This is a genomic window from Geothrix sp. 21YS21S-2, from assembly GCF_030846775.1.
GTDB lineage: Bacteria > Acidobacteriota > Holophagae > Holophagales > Holophagaceae > Mesoterricola.
The window spans coordinates 3,774,705-3,789,054 of the sequence record NZ_CP132910.1 but is presented as its reverse complement, the minus strand read 5'-3'; the positions used below and the strand labels follow the sequence as shown (position 1 = coordinate 3,789,054).

The 14,350-nt window shown below is 68.9% G+C and carries 14 protein-coding genes; 3 read left to right on the top strand and 11 right to left on the bottom strand.

Annotated features, from left to right (window positions below):
• Nucleotides 1-27: 27 nt before the first annotated feature.
• The 10 genes from RAH40_RS16705 to RAH40_RS16660 form a co-directional block, all read right to left on the bottom strand.
• Nucleotides 28-1,161: a methyl-accepting chemotaxis protein gene (locus RAH40_RS16705; RefSeq protein WP_306598713.1), complete on the bottom strand. Its 1,134-nt coding sequence runs from the start codon at nucleotides 1,159-1,161 to the stop codon at nucleotides 28-30.
• A 216-nt stretch (nucleotides 1,162-1,377) separates the two neighbouring features.
• Nucleotides 1,378-1,713 (bottom strand): SCP2 sterol-binding domain-containing protein, encoded by a 336-nt coding sequence (locus RAH40_RS16700; protein ID WP_306598712.1) that lies wholly within the window; start codon nucleotides 1,711-1,713, stop codon nucleotides 1,378-1,380.
• Nucleotides 1,710-3,455, bottom strand: a complete 1,746-nt coding sequence (locus RAH40_RS16695) for an FAD-binding protein (RefSeq protein WP_306598711.1) — start codon at nucleotides 3,453-3,455, stop codon at nucleotides 1,710-1,712. Before RAH40_RS16695 ends, RAH40_RS16700 begins: the two co-directional genes overlap by 4 nt.
• A gap of 13 nt (nucleotides 3,456-3,468) precedes the next feature.
• Nucleotides 3,469-3,702, bottom strand: a complete 234-nt coding sequence (locus tag RAH40_RS16690) for a ferredoxin family protein (RefSeq protein WP_306598710.1) — start codon at nucleotides 3,700-3,702, stop codon at nucleotides 3,469-3,471.
• A complete protein-coding gene (locus RAH40_RS16685) occupies nucleotides 3,699-4,406 on the bottom strand; it encodes a Crp/Fnr family transcriptional regulator (protein WP_306598709.1) in 708 nt (235 codons plus the stop codon). Before RAH40_RS16685 ends, RAH40_RS16690 begins: the two co-directional genes overlap by 4 nt.
• A 7-nt stretch (nucleotides 4,407-4,413) precedes the next feature.
• Nucleotides 4,414-5,034 (bottom strand): hypothetical protein, encoded by a 621-nt coding sequence (locus RAH40_RS16680; RefSeq protein WP_306598708.1) that lies wholly within the window; start codon nucleotides 5,032-5,034, stop codon nucleotides 4,414-4,416.
• 68 nt (nucleotides 5,035-5,102) lie between these two features.
• The gene (locus tag RAH40_RS16675; protein ID WP_306598707.1) at nucleotides 5,103-5,597 is read right to left on the bottom strand and encodes a MarR family winged helix-turn-helix transcriptional regulator; all 495 of its coding nucleotides are present in this window, start codon (nucleotides 5,595-5,597) and stop codon (nucleotides 5,103-5,105) included.
• 79 nt (nucleotides 5,598-5,676) lie between these two features.
• On the bottom strand, nucleotides 5,677-6,576 hold the full coding sequence (locus tag RAH40_RS16670) for a phosphate acyltransferase (protein WP_306598706.1): 900 nt from the start codon (nucleotides 6,574-6,576) through the stop codon (nucleotides 5,677-5,679).
• A 10-nt stretch (nucleotides 6,577-6,586) separates the two neighbouring features.
• Nucleotides 6,587-7,645 carry a butyrate kinase gene (gene buk / locus RAH40_RS16665; RefSeq protein ID WP_306598705.1) on the bottom strand — a complete coding sequence of 353 codons (1,059 nt, stop codon included), beginning with the start codon at nucleotides 7,643-7,645 and terminating at the stop codon, nucleotides 6,587-6,589.
• Between the two features lie 3 nt (nucleotides 7,646-7,648).
• Nucleotides 7,649-10,156 (bottom strand): 2-oxoacid:acceptor oxidoreductase family protein, encoded by a 2,508-nt coding sequence (locus RAH40_RS16660; protein ID WP_306598704.1) that lies wholly within the window; start codon nucleotides 10,154-10,156, stop codon nucleotides 7,649-7,651.
• Nucleotides 10,157-10,502: 346 nt separating this feature from the next.
• Between RAH40_RS16660 and RAH40_RS16655 the strand changes: the two genes are divergently transcribed.
• From RAH40_RS16655 to RAH40_RS16645, 3 genes are read left to right on the top strand one after another with little or no spacing between them, the layout of a single operon-like run.
• Nucleotides 10,503-12,308: a 2-oxoacid:acceptor oxidoreductase subunit alpha gene (locus RAH40_RS16655; RefSeq protein ID WP_306598703.1), complete on the top strand. Its 1,806-nt coding sequence runs from the start codon at nucleotides 10,503-10,505 to the stop codon at nucleotides 12,306-12,308.
• 8 nt (nucleotides 12,309-12,316) lie between these two features.
• Nucleotides 12,317-13,198 (top strand): 2-oxoacid:ferredoxin oxidoreductase subunit beta, encoded by an 882-nt coding sequence (locus RAH40_RS16650; protein ID WP_306598702.1) that lies wholly within the window; start codon nucleotides 12,317-12,319, stop codon nucleotides 13,196-13,198.
• A 12-nt stretch (nucleotides 13,199-13,210) separates the two neighbouring features.
• Nucleotides 13,211-13,738 (top strand): ferritin family protein, encoded by a 528-nt coding sequence (locus tag RAH40_RS16645; protein WP_306598701.1) that lies wholly within the window; start codon nucleotides 13,211-13,213, stop codon nucleotides 13,736-13,738.
• Here the strand turns inward: RAH40_RS16645 and RAH40_RS16640 are convergent.
• The gene (locus RAH40_RS16640; protein WP_306598700.1) at nucleotides 13,735-14,349 is read right to left on the bottom strand and encodes a MarC family protein; all 615 of its coding nucleotides are present in this window, start codon (nucleotides 14,347-14,349) and stop codon (nucleotides 13,735-13,737) included. The genes RAH40_RS16645 and RAH40_RS16640 overlap by 4 nt on opposite strands.
• Nucleotide 14,350: the final 1 nt, after the last annotated feature.

Genomic DNA, 14,350 nt, shown 5'->3' with positions numbered 1-14,350 from the left:
TCCGGACGTCGGGTCGCCTTGGCCAGATTATGCCACCTGGAATCGCCGGGTGAGCTCCCTCAGCTCGCTGGCGGTGGCCGCAAGGTCCTCCACGGTCCGGGCGGTCTCGGACATGGAGGCGCTGAGCTGGTGGGTGGCGGAGGCGCTCTCCTCGGTGATGCGGAGGGTCCTCGCCATGCGGTCCCGGGCCACGGCGCTCTCCGCCACCTGGCGCTCCACCGCCACCAGCGCGCCCCGGGCCCCCTCGGCCTGCCGCCGGATGTCCTGCATGAGCTCCTCCAGGCCGGCCTGGACCGTGGCCACGGAGCGCGCGCCCTCCTCCACCCGCGCCCCGCTCTCCTGGATCAGGTGCGCGATCTCCCGGGCGGCGCCCGCCGAGCGCTCCGCGAGCTTGCGCACCTCTTCCGCCACCACCGAGAAGCCCCGGCCGTACTGCTGGGCCTTGGCGGCCTCGATGGCGGCGTTGAGGCTCAGGAGGTTCGTCTGGTTGGCGATGTCGGAGATCACGGAGGTGATGGCCGAGACCCGGGCGGAGCTTTCGCCCATGGCGGCCATGGCCCGGGTCGACGCGTCCACGTTGCGGCAGCTGCCCTCGCCCACCTTCAGCATCCCCGTGATCTGGACGACGTCGGCCTTGATGCCTTCGCCGATGGCATGGAGGGTGTCGGCGATCTGCAGGACGGACCCCCTGGCCTGTTCGACCTCCACCCGCTGGGAGTCGGCCCCGGCGCTGATCTCCCGGGTGGCGGCCTCCACCTGGGCCGCGGTGGCCGAAAGCTGCGTGGCCCCGGAGGCGGCCCGCTCCCCCATGTGGGAGATGGCGCCCACCTCCTCCCTGAGCTTGGCCACGGCCAGGCTCAGGTCCCGGCCCACGGCGCCCAGCTCGTCCCGGGCGTCCAGGGCGCAGGCCACGCGCAGATCGCCCGCGGCGAGGCCCCGGGCGACCTGGGCCAGGGCGCCCACGGCCTCCTCCATGTTCCGCGCCGCGAACGACGTGAGAACCCAGGCCGCCCCCGCCGAGCACAGGAAGGCCGCGCACAGGACAGGCGCACCGCACCGCGCCAGGGCGGCCGCCAGGAGCGCCAGGGCCATGAGCGCCTGCGCGCCGAACAGCGCGGCGAATTTGGTACGGATCTTCAGGTGGGCCAGCTTGTCGAACATTGGGGGCTCCGGAGGAGGCATGGGTTTCCGCGCGGACTTCTGCAGCATCCATGCCAGACTTCCGGTTGGCCTGAAACGCCCTGCCTGTGGGCCTTCCGGACCCGCCACGGGGTCCCGCGGTCCGGATAACTGTTCACCTGCCGTGAACACCTGCCCACCTTCCCTTACGCGAAAAGGGGGCGCCTGCCGCACCCCCTTCCCACGCTTGTCGGGGACCTATTCCATCATCTTGGCGAACTGCTGGCCCGCCTTGTTGTCGCCCTTGGACTTCAGCTTGCCGGTCATGAAGGCCACGGCCACGTTGCTCTTGCCGGTCATCACGTCGAAGAACACCGCGTACGTCCCGGAGACGGTGACGGTGGGGGCCTCATGGACGCCGGCCACCACGGGCTGGGCCACGCCGTCGACGATCCGGAAGTACCAGGTGCCGTTGTCGTCGGCGGTGAAATCGTAGGCCATGGTCCAGTTGATGCCCGCGAATTTGTCGGCGCGTGCGTTCACGCGATCGACGGTCGAGGAGAGGAAGGCCTGGGGGGAGGGATTCTCGCTCATGCTTGCTCCTGCTGGGGAAGGTACCTGTAGTTGGCGACGGGCAGGGGCTCCAGGGTCAGGTCCATCTCCCCGTTCTTGTCCTGCATGACGATCCACTTCATGAAGTCCTTGTCGTTCCTCGCCTCGAAGTCCTCCCGGATGTGCCAGCCGCGGGTTTCCTTGCGCTCCAGCGAGGAGCGGAAGTACATCTCGGCGCAGAGCACGGTGCTGCGGCACTCGTTGGCGGCGATGACCTGGTGGGGATCCCTGGCCGCGATTCGGCCGAACTGGGCCTTGAGCTCCAGCACCCGGTCCAGGGCCCTCCGGAGGCGGTCCTCGCGCTTGAGGCCGGTGTATTCCACGGGCTGCATGAGGCTCTTGAGCTCCCACATGTAGGCCTGGGGGCTCAGGTCGCCGCCGCTGGCCAGGGGGGCCGCGACGGTCTTCGCGAAGGTCTCGACCTGGCCGGGGTCCACCTCGCCCTGCTCGTGGGTGCTGGCGTAGGCGCCGGCGGACCCTGCGGCGATGATGCCGGTCATGACGGCGTGCATGAGCCCCGACCCGCGGTTGCGGCCCGGAGGGGTGGGCACCGCGCCGGCCCAGGCGCTGCCGTTGGCGCAGATGTCGCCGGCGGCGAAGAGGCCCTCGAGGGTGGTGGCCATGCCGTGGTCCACGTAGAGGGGGCTGCACTCGCCCACCACGCCGGGCACCACTTCGCGCCGCGTGGCGCCTTCGCCCACGGGGGCGCCCATGCGGTTCTTGTTGAAGATGACGTTCCAGAACTTCTGGGCCAGGGGGCGGTAGTACGCCTCGTCGGCGTCGCCGCCGTAGCAGCACAGGTTGCGCCCGATCCAGGAGCCGATGAAGTCGTTCTTCTCCAGGTCCTCGTAGATGGGGCCGTTGCCGTCGCGCACCTCGAGATACATGAGCACGGACTGGCCGCCGCCCAGGTCGATGCCGCCCACCACGCTCTTCATGCTGGGGGGCAGGTCCGCGCGGCTCTCCATGGTGCAGGCCCTGCCCTTGGCGTTCACCAGGGCGTCCTCGGCGCCGTAGGCCACCGTCTTGGAGGCCCGGTCCATGAGGTTCACGAACGTGCCGAACTCGGCGTTGCGCACCTTGGCGCCGGCGCGGTAGGCCGCGGCGATGCCGTCGCCCTTGCCGTTCCACATGTTCATGATCGACCAGTTCTGGTCGCCGCAGGCCAGGACCACGGCCTTGGCCTTGAACACGCAGGGCTCGCCCGTGAGCAGGCTGATGCCGAAGGCGCCCACCACGCGGCCGCCCTCCGTGAGCAGGTCCGTCATGGCCACCTTGGCGTGGCTCTTGATGCCCAGCTTGGCGGCGCGCCTGGCCATGGGGATCATGACGTCGATGTCCACCAGCGTGACCTTCCACGGGATGATCGCGTGGGCGTTGAGGGAGTCCTCGCGGCTGAGCTTGAACTTCACGCCCCAGGTCTCCCAGCGGTCCATGGTCTTCCGGGTCGAGTTGGCGTAGATGCGCAGCATGTCCTGGTCGTTGAGGTAGTCGCCCAGGTTCTCCGTGTGGTACTGGACGTAGGTCTCCTCGTCGCCCTCGGGGATGAAGGCCACGTGGCCCCCGCCCTTGTTGGCCTTGCCTCCGTAGCCCGGGAAGCACTTGTCCACGGTGACGACGCGAAGGCCGGGGTTGTCCTCCTTGACGGTGAGGGCGGCTGCGAGCCCGGCCAGGCCGTGGCCCACCACCAGGACGTCGGACGTGATGATGTTGGCTTCGTTCATGGTCTGCCCTTTCCTAGCTCTGGCCGGCGATGTAGGAGCACGGGAAGGGGATGCTGTAGTCCACCACCACCTTGACCGCGTCCTCCGTGCAGGAGATCTCGCAGAAGTTGCACACCACGCAGTCCTCCGGGTAGGCGATGACCGGCTTCCCGCGGGCCTCGTCCCAACGGATGACGTCCGCCCAGCATGCCTTGTAGCATGTCTTGCAGCCGACGCAGAGATCCTCGTCGATCAGGATCGCGTTCATGGATTTCCTCCGGGTGGATGGGTGGGTACCTGGCCCAGGAGGCAGAGCCCCTGGAAGTCGGCGATGTCGAGTTCGTTCTTGGTGAAGCGGCGGATGATCCCCTGGTCCCGGAGCCGGCCCACCGCCTTGCTGACGCTGACGCGATGGAGGCCCAGGAGCTTGGCGAGGTCGTTCTGGGTGAGGTCGGCGTTGATGGTGACCTCCTTGCCGATGGGCGAGGCCCCCTTCTTCCAGCGGACGTAGTAGACCAGGATCCTGCAGACCCGCTCGAAGAAGTCCTGGCTGAGGCTGTCCTGCAGCCAGACGCCGTACATGCGCACGATGTGGCCCAGCAGCCCGGCCATCTCCAGGAGCAGTTCGGGGTGCTCGCGGGCGATGGGGCCCTCGATGGTCTCCCTGCGGAAGAAGTAGACCGTGCAGGCGGTGTGGGCCCACACCGTGGCCTCCCCGGTGGTGCCGGTGGAAAAACAGCAGGCCTGCCCGAACAGGCAACCCTCGCCCACGCTGTAGAGCACCTTCTCGGGGCCGTGGAGCGTGTAGAGGGCCGTGTCCACGGTGCCCTCCGCGACGTAGTAGACGCCGTCGGCGGGCTGGTCCATGTCCAGGATGAGCGCGCCCTTCGCGTAGGCCTGGCGCGTGCCCAGGTGCGTCACCTTGCCCCAGGAGGGGCACAGGTGCTCGAAGATCGGGAACTCGAATTGCATCGGGGCCTCAGGGGATGAACTTGTAGCGGGCTTCGCGGCCGCGTCCCTCCACGGAGAGGTCCGCGTAGGGGTTGTAGTCGGTGTTCTTGACGACCTTGTAGAGGGTGTAGAGCTGGGGGAGGAAGTCGCCCCAGCAGCCCACCTCCTCGGTGCAGTGCTCGGCCCAGACCAGGCCTTCGGCGCGGGTCTCCTTCCTGCGGGTCCCGATGGCGGAGGACCGTCCCACGACGCCGTAGTCGGTCTTCTCCCACTGGTGGATGCGGTAGCCCATGGGCTCGGCCTTCCGGAGGGCCTCCTCCCCCAGGCCCAGGCCCGCCACGATCACCACGTGCTCGTAGATGATGTAGTCCCGCACCTCGGGCGGCACGTCCTCGAGCTTCTCGAAGCGGATGTAGAGGTTCTGGCGGGAACCGTCGTTCCAGGTCTGGGGGGCGATATGGATCGAGCCCACGGGGTTGCCGTGCCTGACGGGGACGGCCCACTTCAGGGGCTCGTGCTGGGCGGGGTGCCAGAGCAGGAAGCCCTTCTCCATGTTGGACCAGAACCAGTCGATCATTCGCGCCGTGACTTCCTCGTGCTTCCAGTCGAGGTGGGTGCCCATGGCATCCTGGACCATCGAGACTTCCATCGCTTTCACTCCTCGGGGCAGGACCTCCCCGCCCCGCGGTGCGGGTTCGCGGCCGGGTCCGGGTGGGTCTATTCGGGCTTCAGAAGGGGGTGGGTGGGGAGGTGGGGGCGGATCTCCGCGAGGACCGAGGCGAGGTGCCGCCGGGACTCCGCGGGCACCCGCGCCAGGAGGTCGGCGTAGGTCCTGACCGTGAACGCCTGCAGGTCCTGCAGGCGCTCGATGCCGGCCTCGGTGAGTTCCACGACCTTGGAGCGGCGGTCGGTGGGGAGTTCATTGCGCTCCACCAGGCCGTGGCGCACCAGGCGCTCCACCATGCGGCTTGCGGCCGTCTGGCTCAGGGCCAGGCCCTTGGCGAGCTCGGCGATGGTCTGGGGGCCGTTGCGGTAGATGCGGTGCAGGGCGTGCAGCTGGCTGAAGGTGAATTCCCCGCCCTGGAGGGCGTAGGCCATGCGCTGGAGCACGTGGAAGTCGACCAGGCCGTGGATCAGGTCGAAGGCCCGGCCCAGCTGGGTCAGCTCGTCCTGGGCTTCATCGGGCTGGGCGATACTAATGCCTCTGTGCACTACATGCCTCCATGCATGTAATTTTGGGCGCACCCCGCTGGATGTCAAGACCCTTTGATCTTCTATTAAGGGGAAATTCTCAGGCGCGGGCCATGAGGGCGGCCATGGCCAGGGCGTTGAACTTGGCCTCGGCCGGATCGGCCCGGGAACCCAGGACGATGGGATGGGTGGCCCCCAGGACCACCCCGGCGAACTTGGCCTTGGCGTAGTGGATCAGGGCCTTGGTCACCATGTTGCCCGCCTCGATGCCGGGCATCAGGAAGATGTCCACGTCACCCGAGACCGCGCTGGGGAGGCCCTTGTGGTGGGCCGCCTCGGGGCTCAGGGCCACGTCCATGGCGATGGGGCCCTCCACGACGCAACCGGGGAAGGCGCCGGCCTCCCAGGCCTCCACCAGGGCCCTGGCGTCCAGGGTCGCCGGCATCCTGGGGCTCACCTGCTCGTTGGCCGTGAGGACGGCCACCCTGGGGGTGGCCACGCCCATGCGGGCCAGGGCGTCCAGGGCGTTGGCCAGGATCAGCTTCTTGGCCTCCAGGTCCGGCGCGATGTTCATGCCGCCGTCCGTGTAGAAGCCCAGCTTCCTCTCGCCCGGGACTTCCAGGGCGGCCAGGTGGCTCAGGAGACGGCCGGTGCGCAGGCCCCGGACCGGGTCCAGGGCCGCCTTCAGGAAGACGGCGCTGTTCACCAGGCCCTTCATGAGCACCTGGGCCTCGCCGTCCCGCACGAGGCCGGCGGCCACGAGGGAGGCCTTGTCCATGTCGGCTTCATGCACGATCCGGCTCTGGGCGCCGATCTCCAGCTTGTCCACCAGGGGCGAGATGAGGGCCTTGTCCCCCACCAGCACCGCGGTGATGAGACCGGCGCGGATGCCGGCCTGGATCCCCTCCAGCAGCTCCGCGTCCTGGGCCGCCGCCACCGCCACCCGGATGGGTCCGCGGGTGCGGGCCGCCGCGGCCAGTTCTTCCATGTTCCTCAGCATGACCAGCTCCTCAGCTATAGACCTTGGCCGCTTCCTGGCCCCGGAGCACACGCAGGGCGCCCTCCGCCAGGGCTTCCAGTTCCTCTTCCCCGGGCATGACCCGCACCGGGGCGATGAAGGCCACCCGGGCGGTGACGTCGGCCACCATGCGTTCCGAGTACGCGATGCCGCCCGTGATGACGATGCGGTCCACCTGGCCTTCCAGGACGGTCGCCATGGCGCCGATCTCCCGGCCGATGCGGTAGGCCATGGCCTTCAGCACCAGGTCCGCGTGCGCGTCGCCGCCGGCGGCGCGCTTTTCCGCCTCGCGCACGTCCCGGGTGCCCAGGTGGGCGTAGAGCCCGCCGGACCCGGACATCAGGCTCATCATCTCCTTCTCGGTGTACTTCCCGGAATAGCAGAGCTTGGCCAGCAGCATGGAGGGCAGGCCGGCGGATCTGCCCGGAGAGAAGGGGCCCTCCTCGTCCGCGCCGCTGACATCCACCATGCGGCCCTTGCGGTGGGCGGTGATGGAGACGCCGGTGCCCAGGTGGGCCACCACGAAATTGAAGTCGGCGTAGGTGCCGCCCAGTTCCTGGGCCGTTCGTCTGGCCACCGCCTTGCTGTTGAGGGCATGGGAGAAGCTGATGCGGGGCAGCTCGGGCAGCCCGGACAGGCGGGCCTCGGGTTCCATCTCGTCCACGGACACCGGGTCCACGATGAAGGCCGGAATGCCCCTGGGGGTGGCCAACCGGTCGGCAAGGATGCCCCCCAGGTTGGAGGCGTGCTCCCGGCCAACCGCCAGGTCAGCCAACAGCTTGGCGTTCACGGCGTAGGTGCCGCCTTCGATGGGCTTGAGCAGGCCGCCGCGGCCCACCACCGCATCCAGGCCGGCCAGGTCGATGCCGGCCCCGGCCAGGGCCTTCAGGATGAGGTCCAGCCGGTAGTCCAGCTGGTCGATGACCCGGGGGTAGGCCTCCAGGGAAGCGCCCTGGTGCTCCACGGCGAGGCGGAAGCAGGCGGTCTCATCCTCGAAGACGGCGAGCTTGGTCGAGGTGGCGCCGGGGTTCAGGGCGAGGACGCGGGCCACGGGCTACCTCGCTGCCGCGGGCTGGGCCGAGGAGGCCCGGCCGGCGTTGAAGGCGGCGAAGTTGGCGGCCCACACGGCGGCCTTGGGGTTCACCTTCTGCAGGGCCTTCCACCACAGCTCCACCGGGAAGCGGTCGAAGGGCTCAAGGGTGCTGAGGATGCCCATGAGTAGGACGTTGGCGATCTTGCCGGTGGGGTCGCCCAGCGCGATGGCCTTCTCCAGCAGGTCCACCTCGATGAGGTGGCAGGGCTTCAGGATCGCCTTGAGCTGCGCGTCGGTGGGGTAGGCCTCCTCCGCCATGCCCTCGGGGAGGATGCGGGTGTTGGCCAAAAGGACGGTGCCCCCGGGCCGCAGCAGGTCCAGGAACCCGGGCCGCAGGACTTCGCTCTTCTCCATGACGATCAGGCAGTCCACGGTGCCCGGCAGCAGCACGGGACTCACCACGTCGCCGCAGCCGAAGGTGCTGATGACGGGGCCGCCCATCTGGGCCATGCCGTGGGTGTCGCCCTTGACGATGTTGCGCTCGCCGTAGCCCGCGGCCATGGCCAGCTGGGTGAGGACGCGCCCGAAGAACAGGTTGCCCTGCCCGCCCACGCCGCGGATGGCCAGGGAAAGGCGCTGGGGGAGGCCCGGTGCGGGGGCGTCGGCGATCTCCGCGGGGGCCGCGGGGAAGCTGCCGCCGGCGGCCATGCCCAGGTCGTCCAGGGTCACCGCCTTCAGGACCTTGGTGGGGCACATCTGGCTGCAGGCGGGCTCGTGGCCGCCGCACCCGGAGCAGAGGTTGGTCACCTCGGGCACGCCGCTGGCGCCCTTGGCGAGGCCGGGGCAGATCAGGCACAGGTCGCACTGCTTGCAGGCGTCAGGGTCCACCTGGACCCGCTGCTTGCTGGGCTTGATCTTCTTGAGGCAGGCGCCGTCGCGCACCACGATGGTGGTGAAGGTGCCGGCGGCCGCGTCGGCCAGGGCCTTGCGCAGCGTGGCGCGGATGGTCTTGCGCTCGTAGGCGCCGATCACCTCGACCTTGGCGCCGTGGGCGGCCAGGGACGCGGGAAGGTCGAAACGGTTGGGTTGGCCTTCGAGGTTGTTGGGGGAGGTGGGGGAGGGCTGGCCGCCGGTCATGGCGGTCCACTCGTTGTCCAGGATGATCTTCACGCCCGGGACGTTCCGGTAGATGGCGTTGCGGGTGGCGTCCATGCCGGAGTGGCACTCGGTGCTGTCGCCGATGAGGCTGACGCACTTCGAGGCCTGCCCGGGCCGGGAGAGGACGTAGCCGGTGCGCTTGCCCTCGCTGGCGCCCATGGCCAGGCCGGTGTCCATGGCGTTCATGAAGTAGAGGAGCGCGTTGCAGCCGATGTCGCCGAAGATGGCGTCCACCGTGCCCTTGCTCTTGGCGTAGGCCAGCTCCTGGGCCATGAGGCGGTAGGGGCAGCCGGGGCAGATGAGGGGAGGCCGCACGACGCCGGCCACGGGCAGGTCCGCCTTGGGAACCTCGAGGCCCAGCAGTTCGGCGATCAGGGCCGGGGTCCATTCGGTCACGGGGCTGTAGGGCAGCTTGCCCCGCACCTTCAGGCCCGCGGCCTCCATGGACTCCTGCAGGTGGCGGTAGCCGTCCTCGATGACCACGACGTCTTCGACGGTGGCGGCGAAGCGCTTGATGAGCTCCAGGGGCAGCGGGTTGGAGAAGGCCAGGCTCAGGACGTCCAGGTCCAGGCCCCTGGCCTCGATGACTTCGCGCAGGTAGAGGTCGCAGACGCCGTAGGTGACCACGCCGGTCCTTCCGGCGCCCTTGTCCCAGCGGTTGAGGGGGCTGTTCTCCACCATCGCCACCAGGCCGGGCATGCGGTTGGCCATGACGTCGAGGTACGACTTGCTGCAGATGCTGGGCAGGACATTGAAGCCGTGGAGGTCGGCGGGCATCTTCACGGGCTCGCGGGTGGTGACCGGGTTCAGGCGCACCAGGCCCTCGCTGTGGCACAGGCCGCCGCTGGGCATGACGACCACCTGGGTGTTGAAGGCCCGCGCAACGTCCACGGCCAGGCGGGGCGCCTCCAGCATCTCCTGGTGGTTGCGGGGCTCGAGCACCGGCACGAAGCAGCTCTTGAAGAGCGGGCGCGGGTCCACCAGGTGCTGGGTGGAGCTGGGGGTGAAGTCGCTGGCGATGAAGTAGACCAGGGCCCCCCGCTCCTTGATGATGCCCGAGCCGCTGGTGAAGATGTCGCCGGCCTGGAAGAGGCCCGGGATCTTCATGGTCACCACGCAGTCCCGGCCCGCCAGGGTGTGGCCGAAGCCCACCGCCGCGGCGGCGGCCTCGTTCACGGACCAGCCCACGGTGATCAGGTCCTGTACCTGGGAGAGCCCGCGGTCGATGACCTCGGAGCTGGGGGTGCCGGGGTAGCCGTCGGCGCTGTGGACGCCGCTGCGCACGCAGCCGACGGCGAAGGCGATGTTGCCCTGAAGCACCTCGGCGCGGCCTTCGGGTGCCTGGCAGAGCTGGCGGATGGAATCGGACATGGGGTTCTCCTGGCGATAAGTGATTCTTGGCCAGGACGCCCGGGCAAAACGTAGCTGGGGCTACTAAACGCTGAAAAACAACGGAAAATGGCCATCTCGTGACGTAGGTCACTCATAGATGACCGGACGATCCTTTGATTTCTGCGCCAGGCCCTCGGCTTCAGGCACAAACGCCTTTCAATCTGCTTTCTCCATGCCGAATTCCGCCCCTCCGGCCCGGCTTCCCCGGATTTGCCCGTCCCTGCCCAGATGGCCATTTCCCCGGCCGCCTCCGCTGGATACCATGGGTCGGACGCATGGAAAATCCGCAACCGATCCGACACCCCCTTTCTGAAGGGCATTAGCCATGAGCGACCAGAGTCCGGCGCACAATCTCGTATTCGGCATGGCCGGCTCCGGCGGCGACGGCATCGTCTCCGCGGGGGACTCCCTCCTGCAGGCAGCGGCCGCCGAGGGCTACCACGGCGTCATGACCAAGAGCTTCGGCTCCCAGATCCGGGGCGGCGAATCCAGCTGCCGCGTGCGCATCAGCACCGAGCCCATCCTCAACCCCGGCGGCAACCTGGACGTGGCCGTGGCCCTGAACTGGGAGGACTTCCTCAAGTTCGGCGCCGAGCTGCCCGTGAGCGGCAACACGGTGGTGATCTACGAGGCCGCCACCCTGATCCCCCCCGACCGCATCCCCCTGGTGGGCGTGGTGCCCCGCCAGGTGATCCCCGTGCCCATGACCCAGATGGCCAAGGACACCGCGGGCACCGAGCGCGCCAAGAACACCGTGGTGCTCGGACTCATCGCGGGCTGGTTCGGAATCGGCGCCGTGGCGGTGATGAAGGGCATCCGGAAGAAGCTGGCCAAGAAGGGCGAGGAGCTGGTGGAAGCCAACCAGCGCGCCTTCGACGCGGGCCGGGCCTTCGCCATGGCGAACCCGCTCCGGGTCAACATGAACATCGTTCCCTCCGAGACCAAGGGCGCCCTCAAGCTCATCACCGACGGCAACGACATGTGCGCGGCGGCGGCGATCTTCGCGGGCTGCCGGTTCTTCGGCGGCTACCCCATCACGCCCTCCACCGAGATCATGCAGTTCTTCACGGACCACGTCTGGAAGTACGGCGGCTCGGTCCTCCAGGCCGAGGACGAGATCGCCGGCATCGGCGCGGCCGTGGGGGCCTCCTTCGCGGGGGTCAAGGCCATGACCGCCACCAGCGGCCCCGGCCTCTCGCTGAAGACCGAGATGATGGGCCTGGCCACCATCGCCGAGCTGCCCCTGGTGATCGTGGACGTGCAGCGCGGCGGCCCCTCCACGGGCCTGCCCACCAAGAACGAGCAGTCCGACCTCTTCGCGGCGTGCTTCTCGGCCCACGGCGACGTGATCCGCCCGGTGCTGGCCCCCACCTGCGTGGCCGACACCTTCCGGATCACGGTCGAGGCGTTCAACATCGCCGAGTACTACCAGACCCCGGTGATCATCCTGTCCGACCAGGAGATCAGCCAGCGCAAGGAGACCCTGGACCCCATCGACGTCAGCCAGTTCGAGATCATCGAGCGCCTGCAGCCCAACGCCCACGACCTGAAGGACTACAAGCGCTTCGCCCAGACCGAGAACTTCATCAGCCCCATCAGCCACCCCGGCATGCTGGGCGGCACGTACCTGGCCTCGGGCATCGAGCACACCGAGGGCGGGGCCCCCACCAACAGCGGCACCGTCCACGCCCGCATGAACGACAAGCGCACCCGGAAGTTCGATCCCCTCAAGGACCGCAAGGACCTCTTCGAGGTGCTGGGCAACCCCAGCGCCCCCCTGGCCATGGTGGCCTGGGGCAGCGTCGCCGGCGTCTGCCGCGAGGCCCTCCAGATGGCCCTGGACGAGGGCCTGAACGTCAAGCTGATGGTGCCCTACCTGCTCTACCCCGTGGCCGAGGGCGCCTACCGGGAGTTCTTCGCCTCCGTGCGCAAGGGCCTGATCATCGAGCAGACCCACCTGGCCCAGTTCCACAAGCTCCTTCGGATGCACCTGGACCTGCCCGCGGGCGTGCGCCCCCTGGCGCGCAGCGGCGCCAACCCCTTCCTGCCCGGCGAGATCGTCGCGGCCCTCCACAATCTCCTCTCGGAACTGCAGCGCAGGCACGAGGGCAAACTTCAGCCCCAGGAGTGAGGTCGACCATGAACGGTACCGCCACCTGCGATTTCCAGCCCAAGGACTACAAGAGCGACCTCAAGCCCATCTGGTGCCCCGGCTGCGGCGACTTCGGCGTGCTGCAGGGCATCTACCGGGCCCTGGCGGCCATCGGCAGGCCCCCCCACGAGATCGCCTTCGTGTCCGGCATCGGCTGCTCCAGCCGCATCCCCGGCTACACCACGGCGTACGGCTTCAACAGCGTGCACGGCCGCAGCCTGCCCATCGCCCAGGGCATCAAGATGGCCAACCCCGACCTGCTGGTGCTGGCCGCCGGCGGCGACGGCGACGGCTTCTCCATCGGCGGCGGCCACCTGGCCCACATGGTGCGGCGCAACATGGACATCGCCTACATCGTGATGGACAACCAGATCTACGGCCTCACCAAGGGCCAGCTCTCGCCCACCTCCCACAAGGGCCTGACCACCTGCACCTCCCGGCACGGCAGCCTCGAGGAGCCGGTGAACCCGCTCCTGTACATGCTGGCCTACGGCGCGGGCTTCGTCGCCCAGGCCGCCCCCACGGACCTGCCGGGCATGGCCGCGATCATCGAGGCGGCCATCCGCTACCCCGGCTTCGCCTTCGTGAACATCCAGTCCCCCTGCGTGACGTACGGCATGGAGGAGCAGCAGCTCAAGGGCCTCAAGGCCATGCAGGAGAGCCTGGAGGGCCTGGGCCACGACTCCACCGACCGCCTCGCGGCCATGGACCTGGCCCAGCACTACGGCAGGAAGCTCCACCTGGGCGTCTTCTACCGCAACCCCGAGCCGCCGCCCACCTACGGCGACCTGGTCAAGGCGCGGCAGGAGGAACTGTCGAAGAATGCCCTCCCGGTGGAGCGCATCCTGGACCTCTTCATCAAGAAGTGAACGGGAGCCCCCATGACGATCCGAGGCATTGACCTGGCCGCGCTGTCCCTGAAGGACGCCCTCGACCTCGCCATCCTGGTGGAGGACGAGGCCATGGAGCGCTACGAGGAGTTCGCGTTCCAGATGGAGCAGCACCGCACCCCCGAGGCCGCGAAGTTCTTCCGGTACATGATCGAGAACGAGGCCAAGCACGGCCGCGACCTGAGGGCCCGCAGGGCCCTGGACTTCCGGGACGAGCCCTCCCGGGTCACCTCGGCCATGATCTGGGACGTGGAAGCCCCCGACTACGACGCGGCCCGCGCCTTCATGACCCCGCGCCGCGCCATGGAGGCCGCCCTCGCCTCCGAGATCAAGGCCCATGCCTTCTTCGAGGGGGCCCTGGCCTCCATCCAGGACCCCACGGTGGCCGCCCTGTTCCTGGAGCTGCGGGACGAGGAGCTCCAGCACCAGGCCCTGGTCAGGGCCGAACTGGCCAAGCTGCCCCCCGACAGCGGCCTGGACGACGAGGACTTCGTGGATCCCCCCGCGGGAGTGGACTAGCCCGCCATCACCTGGCGCGCGAATTTCTGGATGCCCGACAGCAGCATCTCCACGGCCATCGCCGTGAGCACCAGCCCCATGAGCCGCTCGAAGGCCATCGTCACCTGCTCGCCCAGGAAGGCGGCGATGCGTTCGGCGAACACCAGCACCACGGCCGAGATGGCCATGGCCACCCCGATGGCGGCGAGCCACTCCCAGAGGCGGGCCGGGTCGCCCGACACCAGCAGCAGGACCGTGGCGATGGCGCTGGGGCCCGCGATGAGGGGGATGGCCAGGGGCACCAGGAACGGTTCGCCCTTGCGGGCGGACTCGGCGTGGCCCTCGGGGTGGGGGAACACCATCTTCAGGGCGATGAGGAAGAGGATCACGCCGCCGGCGATGCCCAGGGAGGTGTCCGACAGGTGCATGAGCCGCAGGACGCCCTGGCCGAACAGGGCGAAGAACACCAGGATGGCCGTGGCCAGGAGCACTTCCCGGATGATCACCCGCCGGCGGCGCGCCGGGTCCACCTGGCGCAGGATGCCGATGAAGGGCGGGATGTTGCCCAGGGGATCGGTGACCAGGACCAGCAGGATGAGGGCGGAGGCGAAGGTGTTCGGGGAGGGGACCATG

Bases quoted from the DNA above. Each gene is read 5' to 3' on its own strand.
- RAH40_RS16705 (WP_306598713.1), bottom strand. From the start codon at position 1,161: ATGTTCGACAAGCTGGCCCACCTGAAGATCCGTACCAAATTCGCCGCG.
- RAH40_RS16700 (WP_306598712.1), bottom strand. From the start codon at position 1,713: ATGAGCGAGAATCCCTCCCCCCAGGCCTTCCTCTCCTCGACCGTCGAT.
- RAH40_RS16695 (WP_306598711.1), bottom strand. From the start codon at position 3,455: ATGAACGAAGCCAACATCATCACGTCCGACGTCCTGGTGGTGGGCCAC.
- RAH40_RS16690 (WP_306598710.1), bottom strand. From the start codon at position 3,702: ATGAACGCGATCCTGATCGACGAGGATCTCTGCGTCGGCTGCAAGACA.
- RAH40_RS16685 (WP_306598709.1), bottom strand. From the start codon at position 4,406: ATGCAATTCGAGTTCCCGATCTTCGAGCACCTGTGCCCCTCCTGGGGC.
- RAH40_RS16680 (WP_306598708.1), bottom strand. From the start codon at position 5,034: ATGGAAGTCTCGATGGTCCAGGATGCCATGGGCACCCACCTCGACTGG.
- RAH40_RS16670 (WP_306598706.1), bottom strand. From the start codon at position 6,576: ATGCTGAGGAACATGGAAGAACTGGCCGCGGCGGCCCGCACCCGCGGA.
- RAH40_RS16660 (WP_306598704.1), bottom strand. From the start codon at position 10,156: ATGTCCGATTCCATCCGCCAGCTCTGCCAGGCACCCGAAGGCCGCGCC.
- RAH40_RS16655 (WP_306598703.1), top strand. From the start codon at position 10,503: ATGAGCGACCAGAGTCCGGCGCACAATCTCGTATTCGGCATGGCCGGC.
- RAH40_RS16650 (WP_306598702.1), top strand. From the start codon at position 12,317: ATGAACGGTACCGCCACCTGCGATTTCCAGCCCAAGGACTACAAGAGC.
- RAH40_RS16645 (WP_306598701.1), top strand. From the start codon at position 13,211: ATGACGATCCGAGGCATTGACCTGGCCGCGCTGTCCCTGAAGGACGCC.
- RAH40_RS16640 (WP_306598700.1), bottom strand. From the start codon at position 14,349: ATGGTCCCCTCCCCGAACACCTTCGCCTCCGCCCTCATCCTGCTGGTC.